Origin of the sequence: Pseudomonas fluorescens (assembly GCF_000730425.1) — a bacterium.
In the GTDB taxonomy this organism is placed as follows: Bacteria; Pseudomonadota; Gammaproteobacteria; order Pseudomonadales; family Pseudomonadaceae; genus Aquipseudomonas; species Aquipseudomonas fluorescens_X.
Genome location: NZ_CP008896.1, coordinates 2,759,771 through 2,777,102, shown reverse-complemented (window position 1 = coordinate 2,777,102; position 17,332 = coordinate 2,759,771). Strand labels below are relative to the sequence as shown.

The 17,332-nt window shown below is 61.2% G+C and carries 15 protein-coding genes; 8 read left to right on the top strand and 7 right to left on the bottom strand.

What is annotated here, in order from left to right; translation table 11 throughout:
* Nucleotides 1-51: 51 nt before the first annotated feature.
* The 6 genes from HZ99_RS12230 to gatC form a co-directional block, all read right to left on the bottom strand.
* Nucleotides 52-435 (bottom strand): carboxymuconolactone decarboxylase family protein, encoded by a 384-nt coding sequence (locus HZ99_RS12230; RefSeq protein ID WP_038443363.1) that lies wholly within the window; start codon nucleotides 433-435, stop codon nucleotides 52-54.
* Entirely contained in the window at nucleotides 432-1,496 is a 1,065-nt protein-coding gene (locus HZ99_RS12225) for a calcium/sodium antiporter (RefSeq protein WP_038443361.1), read from the bottom strand. Before HZ99_RS12225 ends, HZ99_RS12230 begins: the two co-directional genes overlap by 4 nt.
* Nucleotides 1,497-1,540: 44 nt before the next feature.
* Nucleotides 1,541-1,912, bottom strand: a complete 372-nt coding sequence (locus tag HZ99_RS12220; protein ID WP_038443360.1) for a septal ring lytic transglycosylase RlpA family protein — start codon at nucleotides 1,910-1,912, stop codon at nucleotides 1,541-1,543.
* Nucleotides 1,913-2,072: 160 nt separating this feature from the next.
* Nucleotides 2,073-3,518, bottom strand: a complete 1,446-nt coding sequence (gatB, locus tag HZ99_RS12215; RefSeq protein WP_038443358.1) for an Asp-tRNA(Asn)/Glu-tRNA(Gln) amidotransferase subunit GatB — start codon at nucleotides 3,516-3,518, stop codon at nucleotides 2,073-2,075.
* A 10-nt stretch (nucleotides 3,519-3,528) separates the two neighbouring features.
* Nucleotides 3,529-4,980: an Asp-tRNA(Asn)/Glu-tRNA(Gln) amidotransferase subunit GatA gene (gene gatA / locus HZ99_RS12210; protein WP_038443356.1), complete on the bottom strand. Its 1,452-nt coding sequence runs from the start codon at nucleotides 4,978-4,980 to the stop codon at nucleotides 3,529-3,531.
* 16 nt (nucleotides 4,981-4,996) lie between these two features.
* The gene (gene gatC, locus HZ99_RS12205; RefSeq protein ID WP_038443355.1) at nucleotides 4,997-5,284 is read right to left on the bottom strand and encodes an Asp-tRNA(Asn)/Glu-tRNA(Gln) amidotransferase subunit GatC; all 288 of its coding nucleotides are present in this window, start codon (nucleotides 5,282-5,284) and stop codon (nucleotides 4,997-4,999) included.
* 210 nt (nucleotides 5,285-5,494) lie between these two features.
* Between gatC and mreB the strand changes: the two genes are divergently transcribed.
* The 8 genes from mreB to tldD all read left to right on the top strand — a co-directional run bounded on the left by mreB (nucleotide 5,495) and on the right by tldD (nucleotide 16,665).
* The gene (gene mreB / locus HZ99_RS12200) at nucleotides 5,495-6,532 is read left to right on the top strand and encodes a rod shape-determining protein MreB (RefSeq protein ID WP_002555108.1); all 1,038 of its coding nucleotides are present in this window, start codon (nucleotides 5,495-5,497) and stop codon (nucleotides 6,530-6,532) included.
* 138 nt (nucleotides 6,533-6,670) lie between these two features.
* On the top strand, nucleotides 6,671-7,756 hold the full coding sequence (mreC, locus tag HZ99_RS12195; protein WP_080727708.1) for a rod shape-determining protein MreC: 1,086 nt from the start codon (nucleotides 6,671-6,673) through the stop codon (nucleotides 7,754-7,756).
* Nucleotides 7,756-8,244, top strand: coding sequence for a rod shape-determining protein MreD (gene mreD, locus HZ99_RS12190; RefSeq protein WP_038443350.1), 489 nt, complete (start codon nucleotides 7,756-7,758; stop codon nucleotides 8,242-8,244). Before mreC ends, mreD begins: the two co-directional genes overlap by 1 nt.
* Before the next feature lie 50 nt (nucleotides 8,245-8,294).
* On the top strand, nucleotides 8,295-8,891 hold the full coding sequence (locus HZ99_RS12185) for a Maf family protein (protein ID WP_038443349.1): 597 nt from the start codon (nucleotides 8,295-8,297) through the stop codon (nucleotides 8,889-8,891).
* Nucleotides 8,892-8,960: 69 nt separating this feature from the next.
* The gene (gene rng, locus HZ99_RS12180; RefSeq protein WP_038443347.1) at nucleotides 8,961-10,418 is read left to right on the top strand and encodes a ribonuclease G; all 1,458 of its coding nucleotides are present in this window, start codon (nucleotides 8,961-8,963) and stop codon (nucleotides 10,416-10,418) included.
* A 75-nt stretch (nucleotides 10,419-10,493) separates the two neighbouring features.
* The gene (locus HZ99_RS12175; RefSeq protein ID WP_038443345.1) at nucleotides 10,494-14,309 is read left to right on the top strand and encodes a YhdP family protein; all 3,816 of its coding nucleotides are present in this window, start codon (nucleotides 10,494-10,496) and stop codon (nucleotides 14,307-14,309) included.
* 48 nt (nucleotides 14,310-14,357) lie between these two features.
* A complete protein-coding gene (locus tag HZ99_RS12170; RefSeq protein ID WP_038443344.1) occupies nucleotides 14,358-15,206 on the top strand; it encodes a carbon-nitrogen hydrolase family protein in 849 nt (282 codons plus the stop codon).
* Between the two features lie 16 nt (nucleotides 15,207-15,222).
* Complete coding sequence (gene tldD, locus HZ99_RS12165; RefSeq protein ID WP_029291818.1) at nucleotides 15,223-16,665, top strand: metalloprotease TldD; 1,443 nt, start codon at nucleotides 15,223-15,225, stop codon at nucleotides 16,663-16,665.
* Between the two features lie 45 nt (nucleotides 16,666-16,710).
* Here the strand turns inward: tldD and yjgA are convergent, their stop codons facing one another.
* On the bottom strand, nucleotides 16,711-17,232 hold the full coding sequence (yjgA, locus tag HZ99_RS12160) for a ribosome biogenesis factor YjgA (protein WP_029291815.1): 522 nt from the start codon (nucleotides 17,230-17,232) through the stop codon (nucleotides 16,711-16,713).
* Between the last annotated feature and the right edge of the window lie 100 nt (nucleotides 17,233-17,332).

The window sequence follows — 17,332 nt, the reverse complement described above, 5'->3', positions numbered from 1 at the left end:
GCAAGCCCGCCTCCCACATTTGCCCGGATGCTCGCGATAGCTCTCTTGCAGTCACTGCTGGGCGGGTTGATACGCCTCAATCACTTCCTGCGCCGCTCGGAACGCATCAATCGCCGCCGGCACGCCGGCATACACCGCGCAATGCAGCAGCGCTTCGCGAATTTCTTCGACAGTACAGCCATTGTTCAGCGCGCCGCGTACATGGCCCTTGAGCTCCTGTGGGCATTTCAAGGCGGTCAACGCAGCGAGGGTGATCAGGCTGCGGGTCTTCAGTGGCAAGCCTTCGCGGTTCCACACGCCGCCCCAGGCATGCTCGTTGACGAAGTCCTGCAACGGCTGGGTGAACTCGGTGGCATTGCCCAGGGCGCGGTCGACAAATACATCGCCCATTACCTGGCGGCGCATTTGCACGCCGGATTTCGGTTGATCGGTCATTGTGGCTCCCTCTTGTTGTGTTGGCGGCGCCAGGCTTGCAGCGAGGTGAACAACAGGAAAGCCACCAGCGCTGGCAGGACGTAATACAGCATCAGTTGTTCCAGTTTATTGGCCAGTGGCATGCCGGTGGTGAACGACACCACGTGCAGCCCATACGCCAGGTACAGCCCCAGTAGCAGCAAGCCTTCGACGCGGGTGATGCGGTAGCCGGTGTAAAACACCGGCAAGCACAACACCACCACACCGAGCATCACCGGCAGGTCGAAATCCAGGGCATTGGGCGATACCGATAAGGGCGACGGTGCCACCAACGCGGTAAAGCCCAGCACCCCCAACAGGTTGAACAGGTTGCTGCCGATCACGTTACCCACCGCAATCTCCCGTTCGCCGCGCAGGGCGGCAATCAGTGATGTGGCGAGACATGGCAGGGAGGTGCTGACGGCAACGATGGTCAGGCCGATCACCCGCTCGGACAGGCCCAGGTCGCTGGCCACTTCCACGGCCGCCCCCAGCAACAGGTGCCCGGCGAACACCAGCAGCGCGAGCCCGCCGATCATCCACAGCAGACTGCTCAGCCATGGCGCCTGCACCACTGTGTCACGGGTGCGCGGCCGCCGCGAATGGCGGGTCTGGTACAGCAACAGGCCCAGGTAGGCGAGCAGGGCTAGCAGTAAGGCCAGGCCGTCAAGCGGAGTCAGGGCTTCATCGCTGGCGAGGACAAACAGCAGCATGCTGGCGCCGATCATCACCGGGATATCCAGGCGCACCAGTTGCCGCGATACGCGCAGGGGAATGATCAGCGCTGAAAGGCCCAGGGTGACGAGGATATTGAAGATACTGCTGCCGATCACACTGCCCACGGCAATATCGGTATTGCCGGCCAGGGTGGCCTGCAGGCTGACCGCGATTTGCGGCGCACTGCTGCCAAAGGCAACGATGCTCAAGCCAATGATCAACGGCCTGACCTTGAGGCTGGCGGCCAGGCGCACGGCTGCGCGTACCAGCATTTCGGCCCCGGCAATCAGCAGCAGCAGGCCGCTGATCAGCTCGATCAGGCTCATGGGGGAGAGGGCGCTTAATCCGAAAATGGTCAGGGCTCCGTCAATCAGTTGCTCAGGGCTTGCACGCGCACGCGCGCGGTTCCGCTGCGCAGCATACCCAACTGCTCGGCAGCCTGGCGCGAAAGATCGATCAGCCGGCCACGGGTGTGTGGGCCGCGATCATTGATGCGTACCACCACGGATTTGTCGTTGGCAAGGTTGGTGACCTGTACACGTGTGCCGAATGGCAGGCGCCGGTGGGCGGCAGTCATGGCGTGCTGGTTGAAGGGTTCACCGCTGGCAGTTTTCTTGCCGTGGTGCTTGGCGCCGTAGTAGGACGCGGTGCCGGTTTCGTCGTAGCCGTTGGGGTCGATCATGCCGCTGGCGCAGCCGGTGAGCAGGGAGAACAGGGCGCAGAGGCCGAGTAGACGCTTCATTTTCAAGGTGTCCCCATGACAAATGTGGGAGCGGGCTTGCTCGCGATAGCGGTGATTCAGTCGCCAAATACATTGACTGACCCTCCGCTATCGCGAGCAAGCCCGCTCCCACATGGGGTCCGAGTCGCAAGTGAAATCTCGCCCGGACCATTCATTGCTATCAGCCTTCGAGCTTGCTCTTGAGCAATTCGTTCACCTGTTGCGGGTTGGCCTTGCCTTTGGAGGCCTTCATCGCCTGGCCTACAAAGAAGCCAAACATCTTGCCGCGCTTGGCTTCATCCGCCGCCCGGTACTGCTCGACCTGCTCTGCGTTGGCCGCCAGCATTTCATCAAGCACGGCCGAGATGGCGCCGCTGTCGGTGACTTGCTTGAGGCCACGCTTGTCGATGATCTCATCGGCGCTGCCTTCACCGCTGGCCATGGCTTCAAACACGGTCTTGGCGATTTTGCCGGAAATGGTGTTGTCCTTGATACGCAGCAACATGCCGCCCAGTTGCTCGGCCGAGACCGGGGCTTCGTCGATTTCCAGGCCCTGTTTGTTCAACAGGCTGCCCAGTTCGACCATGACCCAGTTGGCCGCCAGCTTGGCGTCGCCAGCGATGCTCACGACTTTTTCGAAGTAGTCGGCCTGCTCACGGCTCGACGCCAGGACGCTGGCGTCATACACCGACAGGCCGAACTGCGCCTGGAAACGCTCGCGTTTTTGCGGTGGCAATTCCGGCAGGGTAGCGCGCACGTCATTGAGGAACGAATCCTCGATCACCACCGGCAACAGGTCCGGATCGGGGAAGTAACGGTAGTCGTTGGCTTCCTCCTTGCTGCGCATGGCACGGGTTTCGTCTTTGTTCGGGTCGTACAGGCGGGTCTGCTGGATCACCTTGCCGCCGTCTTCGATCAGCTCGATCTGGCGACGCACTTCGGTGTTGATCGCCTTCTCGATGAAGCGGAACGAGTTGACGTTCTTGATCTCGCAGCGGGTGCCGTACTCGACCTGGCCTTTTGGCCGCACCGACACGTTGCAGTCGCAACGCAGGGAGCCTTCGGCCATGTTGCCGTCGCAGATGCCCAGGTAGCGCACCAGCGCGTGAATGGTCTTGACGTAGGCTACGGCTTCCTTGGCGCTGCGCATGTCCGGCTCGGAAACGATCTCCAGCAGTGGCGTGCCGGCGCGGTTCAGGTCGATGCCGGTGGCACCGTTGAACTCTTCGTGCAGGCTCTTGCCGGCGTCTTCTTCCAGGTGCGCGCGGGTCACGCCCACACGCTTGATCGTGCCGTCTTCCAGAGGGATATCCAGGTAGCCCTTGCCGACGATCGGCAGTTCCATCTGGCTGATCTGGTAGCCCTTGGGCAGGTCCGGGTAGAAGTAATTCTTGCGGGCGAACACGTTGTGCTGGCCGATCTGGGCGTCAATCGCCAAGCCGAACATCACCGCCATGCGCACCGCTTCCTGGTTCAGTACTGGCAGTACGCCAGGCATGCCCAGGTCTACCAGGCTGGCCTGGGTGTTGGGTTCGGAGCCGAACGTGGTGGCGCTACCGGAGAAAATCTTCGATTGGGTGGCGAGCTGGGTATGAATCTCCAGCCCGATCACAACTTCCCATTGCATAGTGTTCTCCTCAGAAGCCGGTTGGGGGGCGAGTGTGCCAGTCAGTATTCAGCTGATACTGGTGCGCCACATTGAGCAAGCGGCCTTCCTGGAAATACGGGGCCAGCAACTGCACGCCCACCGGCAGGCCATCGACGAAACCGGCCGGCATGGACAAGCCCGGCAAACCCGCAAGGTTGGCGGTGATGGTGTAGAGGTCTTCCAGATACGCGGCCACCGGGTCGCCGTTCTTGGCACCGAGTTTCCAGGCCGGATTCGGCGTGGTTGGGCCGATGATCACGTCGACTTCATTAAAAGCTGCCATGAAGTCGTTCTTCACCAGGCGTCGGATTTTTTGCGCCTTGAGGTAGTACGCGTCGTAGTAGCCAGCCGACAGCGCGTAGGCGCCGACCATGATGCGACGTTGCACTTCTGCGCCGAACCCTTCGCCACGGGAGCGCTTGTACAGGTCGGTGAGGTCTTTGGGGGCTTCACAGCGGTAGCCAAAGCGCACGCCATCGAAGCGCGACAGGTTGGAGGAGGCTTCGGCCGGGGCGATCACGTAATACGCCGGAATTGCGTGTTGGTTGTTCGGCAGGCTGATTTCCTTGATCACCGCGCCGAGCTTTTCCAGCGCCTTGACGCTGTTGTGTACCAGCTCGGCGATACGTGGGTCGAGGCCGGCGCTGAAATACTCTTTCGGCACGCCGATACGCAGGCCTTTGATCGAGGTATTGAGGCTGGCGCTGTAGTCCGGAACAGGCTCATCGATGCTGGTGGAGTCCTTTGCATCAAAGCCTGCCATGCCTTGTAACAATATTGCGCAGTCTTCGGCGGTGCGGGCCAGGGGGCCGCCCTGGTCGAGGCTGGAGGCGTAGGCAATCATGCCCCAGCGGGAAACACGACCGTAGGTCGGTTTCAGGCCGGTGAGGTTGGTGAACGCGGCAGGCTGGCGGATCGAGCCGCCAGTATCGGTAGCCGTGGCGGCCGGCAGCAGGCGTGCGGCAACGGCAGCAGCCGAGCCGCCGGACGAACCGCCGGGTACGTGCTCCAGGTTCCAGGGGTTTTTCACTGCGCCGTAGTAGCTCGATTCGTTGGCCGAGCCCATGGCGAATTCGTCCATGTTGGTCTTGCCCAGGGTCACGGCCCCGGCTTCGGCCAGCTTGGCGACGACCGTGGCGTCATAGGGCGCCTTGAAGTTGTCGAGCATCTTCGAGCCGCAACTGGTGCGGATGCCCAGGGTGCAGAACAGGTCCTTGTGACCAATGGGGGCCCCCAGCAGAGCGCCGCTTTCACCGTTGGCGCGACGGGCGTCGGCGGCCTTGGCCTGGCCCAGGGCCAGCTCCTCGGTGAGGCTGATAAAGCTGTTGAGCTTCGGATCCAGTGCGGCGATACGCGCCAGCAGGGTCTTGGTCAGCTCTTCGGAAGAAAACTTTTTGTCGGCGAGACCGCGGGCGATCTCGGCCAGAGTCATTTGATGCATGAAAGGCTCTTTCCCTTTAGTCGATGACTTTCGGAACCAGGTACAGGCCGTTTTCGACCGCTGGTGCGATGGACTGGTAGGCCTCGCGATTATTGCGTTCGGTCACGATGTCTGCGCGCAGGCGCTGGCTGGCTTCCAGTGGGTGAGCCAGGGGATCGATGCCGTCGGTATTCACCGCTTGCATCTGGTCGACCAGCCCGAGAATGCTGTTCAGGGCTGCGGTGGTCTGTGGAAGATCGGCTTCATTGAGGCCAAGGCAGGCCAAATGAGCGATTTTTTCCACGTCGGAGCGTTCAAGCGCCATGGGATTCTCCAGTGGAAAACAGAACGGAAGCTATCCGTGTGTTAGATTGTCGGAACACTACCGCATTTCTACGGTCATAAGGCCGCGATTGTGGGGTTAGGTGCACAGAAAGTCGGTCAATTTAGCACATTGGCGCCTTGCCCAAAATCCCTGTCGTTGTTAGAGTTTGCCGCACTTTTTTACCCACGCGTTGCCTAGGGTCCCTTTCCCATGTTCAAGAAACTGCGTGGCATGTTTTCCAGCGATCTTTCCATCGACCTGGGCACTGCCAACACCCTTATTTACGTGCGCGAGCGCGGTATCGTCCTGAATGAACCATCGGTTGTGGCCATTCGGACCCATGGTAATCAGAAAAGTGTCGTTGCCGTGGGCACCGAGGCCAAGCGCATGCTCGGCCGCACACCTGGCAACATTGCCGCCATTCGCCCGATGAAAGATGGCGTGATCGCCGACTTCAGCGTCTGCGAGAAGATGCTGCAGTACTTCATCAACAAGGTTCACGAAAACAGTTTCCTGCAACCCAGCCCCCGTGTGCTGATCTGCGTACCCTGCAAATCCACCCAGGTGGAGCGTCGTGCCATCCGTGAATCGGCCCTTGGGGCCGGTGCCCGCGAAGTGTTCCTGATCGAAGAACCAATGGCTGCCGCCATCGGTGCCGGCCTACCGGTTGAAGAAGCACGCGGTTCGATGGTGGTGGATATCGGTGGCGGTACCACTGAAATCGCCCTGATCTCCCTCAATGGCGTGGTGTATGCCGAATCCGTACGGGTTGGCGGCGATCGTTTCGACGAAGCGATCATCACCTATGTTCGCCGTAACTACGGCAGCCTGATCGGTGAATCCACCGCCGAGCGTATCAAGCAGGAAATCGGTACTGCTTACCCGGGTGGCGAAGTGCGCGAAGTCGATGTTCGCGGTCGCAACCTGGCCGAAGGCGTGCCGCGTGCCTTTACCCTGAACTCCAATGAAGTGCTGGAAGCTCTGCAAGAGTCCCTGGCCACCATCGTTCAGGCGGTAAAAAGCGCCCTGGAGCAATCGCCGCCGGAGCTGGCTTCCGATATCGCCGAGCGTGGTCTGGTGCTGACCGGTGGTGGCGCCTTGTTGCGCGACCTCGACAAGCTGCTGGCCCAGGAAACCGGTCTGCCGGTGATCGTCGCCGAAGACCCGCTGACCTGCGTTGCCCGTGGCGGTGGTCGTGCACTGGAAATGATGGATAAACACACCATGGACCTGCTCTCCAGCGAATAAGATCGTTGGTTGCACCATGTTTCGCCAACAGGCAGCACTTTGCAGTGCTGCCTGTTGGCGTTTATCTTCTTCAATCTGCATCCAGGCCGGTTTGATGCCGTATGAATAAAGAGAATATCTGCCCAGGAGGCGCGGCCTATTAAACCGCTCTTCACTAAAGGCCCCTCATTGGGCGTGCGCTTGTTGGTGCTGGTCGTGCTATCGGTCGCGCTGATGGTGGTCGATGCCCGCTTCACACTGCTCAAGCCAGTGCGTAGCCAGATGTCGCTGGTATTGATGCAGTCCTACTGGATCACTGACCTGCCACAACGGCTATGGCAAGGCGTGGCCAGCCAATTTGGCAGCCGTACCGAGCTGGTGGCCGAGAACGAAAAGCTCAAGACCGAAAACCTGCTGTTGCAGGGGCGCATGCAAAAGCTGGCGGCCCTGACCGAGCAGAACGTTCGGCTGCGTGAGTTGCTCAACTCTTCCGCGTTGGTCAACGAAAAGGTCGAAGTGGCCGAGTTGATCGGCATGGACCCCAACCCCTTCACTCACCGCATCATCATCAATAAGGGCGAGCGCGATGGCGTGGTCCTTGGTCAGCCGGTGCTCGATGCCCGTGGCCTGATGGGCCAGGTGGTGGAGTTGATGCCCTATACCTCCCGCGTTCTGCTGCTCACCGACACCACCCACAGCATCCCGGTGCAGGTCAATCGCAATGGCCTGCGGGCGATTGCCAGCGGTACGGGCAACCCGGAACGCCTGGAACTTCGGCATGTGGCAGATACCGCAGACATCAAGGAAGGCGACCTGCTGGTCAGCTCCGGCCTTGGCCAGCGCTTCCCGGCGGGCTATCCCGTGGCGACAGTCAAGGAAGTGATCCACGATTCCGGCCAGCCCTTCGCGATTGTCCGCGCCGTGCCGACGGCTGCGCTGAATCGTAGTCGTTACCTGTTGCTGGTGTTCAGCGACACACGCACACCGGAAGAACGCGCCAACGAAGCCGCTCAGGCTCAGGAAGCACAGGACAAGCAAGACGGCACCACGACGCCGATTGTTCCGGCAATCGTGCCCAAGCCAGCAGCACCGGTAGCGCCCGTGGCTGCGCCGGCTGCAACTGCCGCGCCCGCCCCGGCGACACCCGCCAGACCGGCGGCCCAGCCTGCACGGCCGGTCAAGCCAGCGGCGGTCGCTCCGGCTGCGGTACCTGCGCCGGCAACCACTCGACAGGGGGCGCAGTAATGGCCGGTACTCATTCGCGCAATGGCTGGATCGTCTGGTTGACCTTCGCCATCGGCATGCTGCTCAGCGTTTCGCCGATGCCGCAATTCATGGAAATCCTGCGCCCGCTTTGGTTGGCGTTGCTCCTGGCCTTCTGGTCCCTGGCCCTGCCGCACAAGGTCGGCATGGTCACCGCGATGTGCCTGGGGCTGGCTGAAGACGTGATGTATGGCACGTTGCTCGGCCAGAATGCCTTGATTCTCACGCTGATTACCTTTCTGGTGCTGTCGTTGCAGCAGCGCCTGCGCATGTTCCCGATGTGGCAGCAGTGCCTGGTGATCCTGGTGATTTTCGGCCTGGCTCAACTGGTGCAACTATGGCTCAGTGCCTTGACCGGCAATCGCCAACCGACGCTGGCGCTGGTCTTGCCGGCCCTGGTCAGCGCGCTGTTGTGGCCGTGGATCAGCTTTGGCCTGCGCGGGTTATGTCGTCGCTATAAAATCAATTGAGTGGGGCGCGCGGCTCTGCCTGGTTATTGAACCCGCAGGGAGAGTCTGCAATGCAATCGCTTTATCTGGCCTCTGGCTCTCCTCGGCGGCGTGAACTGCTGACCCAGATCGGTGTGCCGTTCACCGTGGTCAGTGCCGCCATTGATGAAACGCCCCTGGACAACGAGTCGCCTGCTGCCTACGTCGAGCGCCTTGCCCGTGGCAAAGCCGCCGCTGGCCTGGCGACATTGGCCGATAGTGCAAATGCCTGCGTACTGGGGGCCGATACCGCCGTCATCCTGGATGGCCGGATCCTTGGCAAACCCGTGGATCAGGCCGATGCCCTGGCCATGTTACTGGCCCTTTCTGATCGTGAGCACGACGTGCTCACCGCCATTGCCGTGCTCGATGGCCAGCGCTGTGAAACGCGCCTGGTCAGCAGCCGTGTGCGCTTTCGCAAGGTTTCAACACACGAGGCAACGAGTTACTGGCACAGCGGGGAACCCCAGGACAAGGCAGGCGGCTATGCTATCCAAGGGTTGGCGGCGGTGTTTATCGCCGGGCTCAATGGCAGTTACTCCGCAGTCGTTGGCCTGCCGGTCTGCGAAACAGCAGAACTGCTGGGCCATTTCGGCATACCCTGTTGGCAACACCTTTCCGTGCGCTGAACGCGTGACTCCAGCGCCACATTTAAGCGATCGGCCACTATTGTGAAAACGCCTGAACGAGACCCAGCCATGAGTGAAGAGATTCTGATCAATATCACGCCGATGGAATCACGCGTGGCGGTGGTAGAAAACGGTGTTTTGCAGGAAGTGCACGTCGAGCGCACCCAGAAGCGCGGGATCGTTGGCAATATCTATAAGGGCAAGGTCGTCCGGGTGTTGCCGGGGATGCAGGCGGCCTTTGTCGATATCGGCCTGGACCGTGCGGCGTTTATCCATGCCTCGGAAATTTCCCTGCGCGAAGGTCCGGCTGTCGAGAGCATCAGCGCCCTGGTGCATGAAGGGCAAAGCCTGGTGGTGCAAGTCACCAAGGATCCGATCGGCTCCAAGGGCGCGCGTCTGACCACGCAGTTGTCGATTCCTTCGCGCTACCTGGTGTATATGCCACGCACCGCCCATGTCGGCATTTCCCTGAAGATCGAAGACGAAGGCGAGCGTGAGCGCCTGAAAAAGGTGGTCAGCGATTGCGTGGCGGCTGAAGGCATCAAGGAAGCAGGTGGTTTTATCCTGCGCACCGCCGCCGAAGGGGCCGGTGCCGATGAAATCCTCATGGACATCCGCTACCTGCGGCGCCTGTGGGACCAGATCGGTGCCCAGATCAAGACCATCGGCGCGCCGAGCGTCATCTATGAGGACCTGGGCCTGGCCCTGCGCACACTGCGTGATCTGGTCAGCCCCAAGATCGAGAAAATTCGCATCGATTCGCGGGAAACCTTCCAGCGCACCACACAATTTGTTGCCGAGTTGATGCCGGAAATCGCCGACCGCCTGGAACACTACCCCGGTGAACGGCCGATTTTCGACCTGTATGGCGTCGAGGACGAAATCCAGAAGGCCCTGGAGCGCAAGGTGCCGCTCAAGTCCGGTGGCTACCTGGTGGTGGACCCGGCGGAAGCCATGAGCACCATTGACGTGAACACTGGCGCGTTCGTTGGCCATCGCAACCTTGAAGAAACCATCTTCAAGACCAACCTCGAAGCCGCCACGGCCATTGCCCGCCAACTGCGCCTGCGCAACCTGGGCGGGATCATCATCATTGACTTCATCGACATGGAAGATGAAGAGCACCAGCGCCAGGTGTTGCGCACCCTTGAGAAGCAACTGGAACGCGATCACGCCAAGACCAATATCATCGGGATCACCGAGCTGGGCCTGGTGCAAATGACCCGCAAGCGTACCCGTGAAAGTCTGGAGCAAGTACTGTGCGAGCCGTGCAGCAGTTGCCAGGGGCGCGGCAAGTTGAAGACCCCGGAAACGGTTTGCTACGAAATTTTTCGGGAAATCCTACGGGAGGCACGCGCTTACCAGGCCGAGGGTTACAGAGTCTTGGCCAACCAGAAGGTGGTCGACCGGTTGCTCGACGAAGAGTCGGGCAACGTAGCGGAATTGGAGGGCTTTATTGGCCGCACCATCCGTTTCCAGGTCGAAACCATGTATTCCCAGGAACAATACGACGTGGTGCTGCTCTGATCCGCGTCAGTCCTTTTCAACGAGACCGGCAGACCTTGATCTGCCGTCCGACTATTACCTTGAGGGTCGCCTGACATGGAGCGTCTGAAACGCTTTTTTGCCGCACTGACCCGTTGGGGCCTTGGCCTGTGTGCATTGCTGTTGGTACTGGCGGCGGTCTACGTCAGCCTGGGTCGTGAACTGACGCCATTGGTGGCGGAGTACCGTGCTGAAGTCGAGGCCAAGGCGCAGGCGGCGCTCGACATGCCCCTGAGCATCGGCAGCCTGGAAGGGCGCTGGAGTGGCTTTGCCCCAGTCCTGTTGGCCCACGACGTAATGGTCGGTGAGGGCAGCAGCGCCGTGCGCCTGGACCAGGTACAAGTGGTGCCCGACGTCTGGGCCAGCCTGCTGGCGTGGGATGTGCGTGTCGCCCACCTGGAAGTCAGTGGCTTGCGGCTCAGTGTCAAGGAAGACCAGGATGGCCGTTGGGCACTGCAAGGCCTGCCGGTGCAGGATGACCAGCCCCTGGACCCGGAACTGTTGCTCAAGCGCATGCAGGCGGTGGCGAAGGTCTCGCTGCTGGACAGCCAGGTCACCTTGCAGCCGTTTGAGCAGGCGCCGCTGACCTTGACCTATGTGGGCCTGAGCCTGCAAACCGGTACTACCCGCCAGCGACTGGATGCCCGCTTGACTCTGCCCGATGGTCAGCCGCTGGCCCTGAGCCTGCGCACGCGGATCCGTGCCAGCCAATGGCGCGACGGTGAAGTCCAGGCTTACCTGAGCCTGCCCCAGAGCAATTGGGCACAATGGATTCCGGCGAAGTTGACCAGGGAATGGAAACTCAGCGAATTGAAAGCCGGCGGTGAATTCTGGCTGACTTGGGCCAATGGCACGCTGCAAAGCGCTGCAGCCCGACTCAATGCGCCGCAAGTGAAGGTCCGTTATGCCCAGCGCAAACCCGCGAGCATCCAGAATCTGGGCTTGACGGCCTATCTGCAGCGCAGTGACAGCGGCCTGAAAGTGGTCTTCGATTCGTTGGCCATGAACCTGGGCGACACTCGTTGGGAGTCCCACCTGCAATTGCTGCAAACCCTGGCCACCGACAAGGCCCAGGAGACCTGGAAGCTTCAGGCCGACCGCCTGGACCTGACGCCGATTACCCCCTTGCTCAACGCCCTGGCGCCATTGCCCGAAGGGGTTGCCAAGACCGTCGAAGCGTTGAAGGCTACGGGTGTGCTGCGCAATGTGCTGGTGGATTATCGTCCCCAAGAGACGGGCGACCAGCGCGTGAGCTTTGCTGCCAACCTTGACCGCGTGGGCTTTGACGCCTATTTCGGCGCGCCGGCGGCCCGCAATGTCTCCGGCAGCATCAGTGGCGACCTGGGGCAGGGCGAACTGCGCATGGACAGCAAGGATTTTGTCTTGCACCTGGACCCGATTTTCGCCAAGCCCTGGCAGTACATCCAGGCCAATGCGCGCCTGACGTGGAAGCTGGACAAACAAGGCTTCACGTTGATCGCGCCCTATATCAAGGTGCTGGGGGAAGAGGGCAAGGTCGCGGCGGATTTCCTGATTCGCCTGCATTTCGATCATAGCCAGGAAGACTACATGGACCTGCGGGTCGGCATGGTCGAGGGCGATGGACGTTTTACCCCCAAATACCTGCCGGCAGTCCTGAGCCCGGCCCTGGGTGAGTGGCTGCGTACGGCAATTCTCAAGGGCGCGGTCGATGAAGGTTTCTTCCAATATCAAGGCTCGCTGAACCACGACGCGGTGACGGCTGCGCGCAATATCAGCCTGTTCTTCAAGGTGCATGACGCCGAACTGGCGTTCCAGCCTGGCTGGCCCCATGTCAGCAAGGTGGCCGGTGAAGTGTTTGTCGAAGAGACCGGTGTGCGCATCCTGGCCAGCAAGGGGCAATTGCTCGACACCAAGGTCAAGGATATCTACGTCAATATTCCCCATGCGCTTGCCGGGCAGGACAGCCATCTGCTGCTCACGGGTGGCTTTGCTGGCGGGTTGGGGGACGGCTTGAAGATCCTTCAGGAAGCGCCCATCGGCACAGCGTCGACGTTCGCAGGCTGGAAAGGCGAGGGCGACCTGCAGGGTTCCCTGGATCTGGATATTCCCCTGGCCAAGGGCACCGAGCCGAAAATCGTGGTGGACTTCAAGACCGACAAGGCTCGACTGCAACTGGCCGAGCCGCCGCTGGACCTGAACCAGCTAAAGGGCGAGTTCCGCTTCGACAGCGCCAAGGGCCTGAGTGGCCAGAACATCAGCGCCCAGGCCTTCGACCAGCCCATCACGGCGCAGATTGCTGCCGATGGCAAGCCTGGCAATCTCAGTACACGGGTCACGGCCAGGGGCCAGGTGACGGTCAAGCGGCTCACTGACTGGTTGAAAGTCAGCCAGCCGTTGCCGGTGTCCGGGGATATCCCGTACCAACTGCAACTGGATCTGGACGGTGCCGACAGCCAACTGCGGGTCAGTTCCAGTCTCAAGGGGGTGATGGTGGACTTGCCCGCGCCATTTGGCATGCCGGCCAGCCAGGGCCGCGACAGCGTGTTCCGCATGACCTTGCAGGGCGCGGAGCGGCGGTACTGGTTTGATTATGGCGAGCTGGCGAACTTTACCTTTGCCGCCCCGGCAGACAACTTTGCCCAGGGCCGTGGTGAGCTGTTTCTCGGTGATGGCGATGCCTTGTTGCCGGGAGGCAAGGGCTTGCGCATTCGCGGTGTGCTGTCGGAGCTGGATATCGATCCCTGGAAGAAATTGATGGACCGCTACACGGGCAATGATCCGGGCGGTAATGCCAAGCAACTGTTGAGCAGTGCCGACTTCAAGATCGGCAGGCTGACGGGGTTTGGTACCCGCTTCGATCAGGTCAACCTGCAATTGGATCGCAAGCCCGCGGCCTGGGGGCTGCAGTTCGACAGCCAGCAAGCCAAGGGCACTGTTGGGCTGCCGGATGCCAAGGGCGCCCCGATCGCCATCAACCTGCAATACGTGAAGTTGCCTGCGGTCGATCCTACGGTGCAGGCCGATGAAAACGCGCCTGATCCCCTGGCGGGCATCGATCCCAAGGACATTCCGGCGCTGGATATTGCCATTGGCCAGTTGTTCCAGGGGCCCGACTTGATCGGTGCCTGGTCATTGAAGGTTCGCCCGACTGCCAAAGGCATGGCCTTCAACAGCCTCGACCTGGGCCTGAAAGGCATGCAGCTCAAGGGGGCCGGGGGCTGGGAAGGAGCGCCGGGTGCCAGCAGCAGTTGGTACAAGGGGCGCCTGGATGGCAAGAACATCGCCGATGTGCTCAAGGGCTGGGGATTTGCGCCCACGGTGACCAGCCAGGACTTCCATCTGGACGTTGACGGGCGCTGGCCGGGTTCGCCTGCCTGGGTGGGTCCCAAGCGTTTTTCCGGCAGCCTGGATGCATCATTCCGCAAGGGCCAGTTCGTCGAGGTCGAGGGCGGTGCCCAGGCGTTGCGGGTGTTTGGCCTGCTGAACTTCAACTCGATTGGCCGGCGTTTACGCCTGGACTTCTCGGACTTGCTTGGCAAAGGCCTGAGCTACGACCGGGTCAAGGGGCTGCTGGCTGCCAGCAATGGTGTGTTTGTGACCCGTGAGCCGATTATCCTCACGGGGCCGTCGAGCAATCTGGAGCTTAACGGCACCCTGGACCTGGTGGCCGACCGGGTTGATGCCAAGTTGCTGGTGACCTTGCCGGTGACCAACAACCTGCCGATTGCCGCATTGATTGTGGGGGCGCCGGCCATTGGTGGCGCATTGTTCCTGATCGACAAGCTGATCGGTGATCGGGTCTCGCGTTTCGCCAGTGTCCAATACAAGGTGGAAGGGCCCTGGAAAGATCCAAAAATCACCTTCGACAAGCCATTTGAAAAACCACAATAAGCGCCTGTGGAGTAGCATGGCCCCATGCTTTTTATGGAGTATCGGCCCATGTCTTTTGCGGTAATCCAGATGGTCAGCCAGAACGATGTTCTGGCCAACCTGGCCCAGGCTCGACGCTTGCTGGAGCAGGCGGCAGCAGGGGGCGCACAACTGGCGGTCCTGCCGGAAAATTTTGCCGCCATGGGTCGCCGTGATGTGGCGGCTATTGGTCGTGCGGAAGCGCTGGGCGAGGGGCCGATCCTGCCCTGGTTGAAACTGGCCGCCCGTGACCTCAAGTTATGGATAGTGGCCGGCACATTGCCATTGCCCCCACTGGATCAGCCCGATGCCAAGTCCAACGCCTGCTCGCTGTTGATCGATGCGCAGGGGCAGGTCGTGGCGCGGTACGACAAGCTGCACTTGTTTGACGTGGATGTGGCTGACGCCCGTGGTCGTTATCGTGAATCTGACGACTATGCTTACGGCAACCAGGTGGTGGTGGCCGATACGCCGGTCGGGCGCCTGGGGCTGACAGTCTGTTATGACCTGCGCTTCCCGGAGCTGTACAGCGAATTGCGTGCAGCGGGGGCCGAATTGATTACCGCGCCCTCGGCCTTTACGGCGGTAACCGGCGCTGCGCACTGGGATGTGCTGATTCGGGCCCGAGCCATCGAAACCCAGTGCTATCTGCTGGCGGCCGCACAAGGTGGTGTGCACCCGGGGCCGCGGGAAACCTATGGACATGGGGCGATTGTCGACCCGTGGGGACGTGTACTGGCACAACAGGATCAAGGCGAAGCGGTGTTGTTGGCCGAGCGCGATAGCAGCGAACAAGCGTCGATACGGGCGCGCATGCCGGTGGCAGGCCACCGGCGCTTTTTTTCGCAGGGCGCACAGCGACCTGCTTCAGAACGATGAATTTAAGGCCGAACCTATGAGCGAGTTGTTGTCCTCAGTCAGTGAACACCTCCTGGCGCCCGGTGGCGTGACCATCGAAAGTCTGCAAACCGTACTGGGCGATCTGGCCGGGCCGGGCATCGATGCCGCAGACCTGTATTTCCAGGGCCAGATCTCCGAGTCATGGTCCCTGGAAGACGGGATCGTCAAGGACGGTAGCTTCAACCTGGACCAAGGGGTGGGTGTGCGTGCGCAGTCCGGTGAAAAGACCGGCTTTGCCTACAGCAATGCGATCACCCTTGAAGCCTTGGGCCTGGCCGCCCGCGCGGCGCGTTCGATTTCCCGTGCCGGGCAGAACGGTACCGTGCAGGCTTTCAGCACCCAGGACGTGACCCAGTTGTATGGCCCGGACAACCCGCTGGAAGTGATCAGCCGCGCTGAAAAAGTCGAGTTGCTCAAGCGTGTGGATGCTGCGACCCGTGCCCTTGATCCACGTATCCAGCAGGTGAGCGTGAGCATGGCCGGGGTCTGGGAGCGCATTCTGGTGGCGTCTACCGATGGCAGCCTGGCGGCGGATGTGCGGCCGTTGGTGCGCTTCAATGTCAGTGTGATCGTCGAGCAGAATGGCCGTCGCGAGCGCGGCGGCCATGGCGGCGGCGGGCGTACGGATTATCGCTATTTCCTCACCGAAGACCGTGCCATGGGCTATGCCCGCGAGGCATTGCGCCAGGCACTGGTCAACCTGGAAGCCATTCCTGCGCCGGCCGGTACGCTGCCGGTGGTGCTTGGCTCGGGCTGGTCCGGTGTATTGCTGCATGAAGCAGTGGGGCATGGTCTGGAGGGTGACTTCAATCGCAAGGGCAGCTCTGCCTACAGCGGGCGCATGGGCGAAATGGTCGCCTCGAAGCTCTGCACCATCGTCGATGACGGCACGTTGGCCGGTCGCCGGGGGTCCCTGAGCGTCGACGATGAAGGCACGCCGACCGAGTGCACCACGCTGATTGAAAACGGCGTGCTCAAGGGCTACATGCAAGACAAGCTCAACGCGCGCCTGATGGGCGTGGCTCGCACCGGCAACGGTCGTCGCGAGTCCTACGCGCATTTGCCGATGCCGCGCATGACCAATACCTACATGCTGGCGGGCGAAAGCGACCCGGCAGAGATCATTGCCTCGGTGAAGCGTGGGATCTACTGTGCCAACCTTGGCGGGGGCCAGGTGGATATCACCAGCGGCAAGTTTGTGTTCTCCACCAGCGAAGCCTATTTGATCGAGGACGGTAAAATCACTGCACCGGTCAAGGGAGCAACCCTGATTGGCAACGGCCCGGAAGCGATGAGCAAGGTGTCGATGGTCGGTAACGACCTGGCGCTGGACAGCGGTGTGGGGATGTGTGGCAAGGATGGGCAGTCGGTACCGGTCGGTGTCGGCCAGCCAACCCTGAAAATTGATGCGATCACCGTGGGTGGCACGGGGTCGTAAGACGTGGAGCTTCGGGTGGCGAGGATCGCCACCCGGGGAAGAGGATCAACGCAGGCCGCGTTGAGTCTCGTCCAGCTCACGGATGTACTTGAAGATTTTACGGCTGGTGGCCGGCGCCTTGTTCTGTGCCAGTTCGTGCTGGGCCTGACGGATCAGGGAGCGCAGTTGCTGGCGGTCGGCATCCGGATAGTCCAGGACGAACTTCTCCAAGACGGCGTCGTCACCGCCGATCAGGCGGTCGCGCCAACGTTCCAGGTTATGGAAACGTTCGTTGTACTGGCGGGTAGAGGCATCGAGTTGGTCGAGCAAGGTCAGAATGGCGTCAGTGTCCTGGTCGCGCATCAACTTGCCGATAAACATGATGTGCCGTTTACGCGCAATGTTCGCGGTGTGCTTGGGTGCATCCGCCAGGGCCCGGCGCATTTCGTCGGTCAGTGGCAGTTTGGCAATCAAGTCCGGCTTGAGTGTTGTAAGGCGCTCGCCGAGATCAACCAGAGCATGCAGCTCGCGTTTGACCTGGGTTTTGCTTTTCTCCCCATCGAGGGAGTCGTCGTAAGAATCAACCATGGTGGCAGTCCGCAAAGAAACGCCGCCATGATAACCAGTCGGGGGCCGCTTGTCCGGCCCGGTCGCTCGATGGCCTTAACCGAAAGCAGAATTTGAGTGG